This is a genomic window from Kitasatospora sp. NPDC058406 (genome assembly GCF_042722765.1).
Lineage (GTDB): Bacteria > Actinomycetota > Actinomycetes > Streptomycetales > Streptomycetaceae > Kitasatospora.
Genome location: NZ_JBHXKE010000461.1, coordinates 1 through 2,799 on the forward strand (window position 1 = coordinate 1; position 2,799 = coordinate 2,799).

Consider the following 2,799-nt stretch of genomic DNA (forward strand, 5'->3'; position numbering starts at 1 on the left):
CGGCGGCCGGAGGTGCCACCGGGTTCAGGAGGTCGGGTTCCCGACGAGCTGGACCGGGCCGTTCAGGGTGTTCGGGGTGCAGCCCGGAGCGGCCAGGGTGAGGTGGTCACGGGTGTTCACCACGCTCAGCGGGCCGGTCAGGACGGTGCCGCAGAGCTGCACCGTGCCCGCGCCCACCGCCTGGACCGGGCCGGTGATGTCCGAGCCCTTGACCACCAGGCTCGCTCCCGCGCGGACCACGACGGGCCCGGTCTGCCGGGCGCCGGTCAGGCAGGTGGTGCCGCGCGAGACGACCAGCGGCCCGGTGTGTCGGCCGGTCACGGTCTCGGTGCAGGCCGGACCGGTCGGAACCTTGGCACGGAAGTCCAGGGCGTAGGCGAGCTTGCCGGGCTTGGCCTCGGTGATCGGGGCGCTCAGCTTGCCGAACTCGCCGCCGGTGGGCTTCTTGCCCGCGTTCCACGGGTTCAGCCGGCCCAGCTCGTCCGCCGTGCGGCCTTCGGTGATCACCGTGTCCCCCGGCACGGCCGACATGGCCTGGGAGGCCGTCCGGACCGCGGCCAGGTACGAGGTGCGGTCGGTCGTGCTGTACGAGCCGGGCAGGCCGATGCCCTGGCCGCGGAGCCAGTCGCCCCAGAGGAACTCCAGGTACTCGGCCGCGCCGTCCGGCACCGAGTAGCCGATGTCCCGGGTGAAGTAGACCAGGCTGCGGTACGGGTCGTCGTGGAAGTACGCCAGGCCCAGGTGCTGCGGCAGCTGCTCGACGGTGATCGGCCGGTTCTGCTCGTCGATCAGGCGGACCCAGTTGCGGGCCCGCATCTCCTGCCAGAAGGCGGCCGGGGGCAGGTCGCTGAGGTTGGCCTGGACGATGAGGCGCAGGTGCAGCTCCGGCCCGCCGTCCGGGGCCTCCAGGAAGGAGGTCAGCGTGTGGTGGCCGTCGGTCAGGTAGAGCGCGCCGCCCGGGCCCACCACGACGGTCTTCATCTCCGCGCGACTCGCCTCGGTCTCCTGGCCCAGCGGGACGGTGCAGGTGAACGTCGCCGGGTCGGCGAGCCGCGCGCCCGGCAGCACCGTGGCGGCCACGCCCTGGCCGTTGGTCTCGCACCAGTCGTCGAAGCGCTTGTTGGCGGCGCCGTTCAGCTCGTCCTTGGGAGAGGTGTAGCGGCCGAGTTTGTAGTACACCTCGTCGTAGCCGACCGAGGGCTGGGTGGGGCGCACCTGGTCCAGGGTCACGTCCAGCAGGTCGCCCGGCCGGGCCCCCGACGCCCCTCCCCGCGCCGCCGCCCCTCCCGGCGCCGTCGCGCCGGCCGGGCCCGCCGGGGCGGTGGCCACGCCGGCGGCAGCCGCTCCGGCCGGGGTGGCGAGACCCGCCAGCCCGCCCAGCGCGAGCATGCCGGCCGCCGCGGCGGCGAGCGCGCTGCGGCCCGGGCTGCGGCGCGGGGGGACGGGCGCGGGGACGGGGCCGGTGCTCATGGTTCTCCTGCGGCTCGACGGCTGAAAGCGATCACTGCTGGCGCACATCCATCCATCACTCCCGTCTCGACGGGTGGCCGCAGGGCGTCCCCGGGGTTGCGGGTGCGTGAACCCTGGTCGTCGCCGTTCGCGGGGCCGGGGCCGGGGCCGGGGCCGGCCTCGCGGTCGTAGCGGCGCGCGGTGACGCCCTGCCACGGCGACGACCGCGTGCCGCCTGAGCCGGGGAGTGCCGCCCCGTCCGACCTGCCGAAGCCTGCGCCCGCACCCCCGGATGTTATGGGCCGCTGACATTGGCGCGGCCGGTGCCGCCGCTCACATACTCCTGTGAACGGCAGGTTGATGGGCCACCGACAACCCGAATCGGGTGTCCGGCCCTCCCCCTCCGCTCCCCCGACACCCCTCACCCGAAGGAACCCCCATGCGCCTTTCCCGACCCCTGTCCGCCGCGGGAATCGCCCTCGGCCTGGTCATCACCGCACCGGCGTTCATCGGCACCGCCGCGGCCGCCCCGACCCCCATCGTCGGCGGCGAACAGGCCACCTCCACCTACTCGTTCATGGGATCCATCCAGGTCAACGGCGGCCACTACTGCGGCGCCTCGCTCATCTCGCCCGAGTGGATGGTCACGGCCCTGCACTGCACCTACGGCCGCAGCGGCCCGCTCCAGCCCTCCGCCCTGCGCATCCGGATCGGCTCCAACGACCACCTCGGCGGCGGCACCCTGACCGGGGTCTCGCGGATCGTCCGCCCCTCCGACGACCAGAGCATGGCAGGCCAGGACATAGCCCTCCTGCGCCTCAGCAGCAGGGTCACCAACACGCCCGTGCCGATCACCTCCACCACCCCGCCCGACGGCTCCGCCACCCGGCTGCTCGGCTGGGGGCAGACCTGCCCGCAGAGCGGCTGCTCCACCTCCGCGCCCCGCTACCTCAAGCAGCTCGACACCAAGGTGCTGCCCGACAGCTCCTGCAGTGACATGGTGAACAGCCGCGAGCTGTGCATCGCGGGCACCACCTCCGCCACCGCCTGTTACGGCGACTCCGGAGGCCCGGCCCTGATCACCCGTAACGGCCGGCGCGAACTGGCCGGCGCCACGAGCCGCAGTGGCACCGACAGCGACACCTGCGGAGTCGGCGGCGCCATCTACACGGACCTGGCGTCCTGGCGACCCTGGATCCAGGAGTACACCGGCGCCCTCTGAGCCGTCGCTCCTGCGGCGCGACCCCCGCACGAGGGGTCGGGCCGCGGGTGCGCGGCCGGCCCGGGTGGCACCGCCCCCCTCCGCCCGCGGTCCGCCGGGGGGGGGAAGACGGAGCGCGAGGTTAGGTC

General features: G+C 74.3%; 2 protein-coding genes. One reads left to right on the plus strand and one right to left on the minus strand.

Annotation, left to right across the window (positions count from 1 at the left end):
- Nucleotides 1-24 precede the first annotated feature (24 nt).
- Nucleotides 25-1,470 (minus strand): ParB/Srx family N-terminal domain-containing protein, encoded by a 1,446-nt coding sequence (locus ACFWOG_RS40480; RefSeq protein ID WP_380364712.1) that lies wholly within the window; start codon nt 1,468-1,470, stop codon nt 25-27.
- 418 nt (nt 1,471-1,888) lie between these two features.
- Between ACFWOG_RS40480 and ACFWOG_RS40485 the strand changes: the two genes are divergently transcribed.
- Nucleotides 1,889-2,671, plus strand: a complete 783-nt coding sequence (locus tag ACFWOG_RS40485) for a S1 family peptidase (protein WP_380364715.1) — start codon at nt 1,889-1,891, stop codon at nt 2,669-2,671.
- Nucleotides 2,672-2,799: the final 128 nt, after the last annotated feature.

Bases quoted from the DNA above. Each gene is read 5' to 3' on its own strand.
- ACFWOG_RS40480 (WP_380364712.1), bottom strand. From the start codon at position 1,470: ATGAGCACCGGCCCCGTCCCCGCGCCCGTCCCCCCGCGCCGCAGCCCG.
- ACFWOG_RS40485 (WP_380364715.1), top strand. From the start codon at position 1,889: ATGCGCCTTTCCCGACCCCTGTCCGCCGCGGGAATCGCCCTCGGCCTG.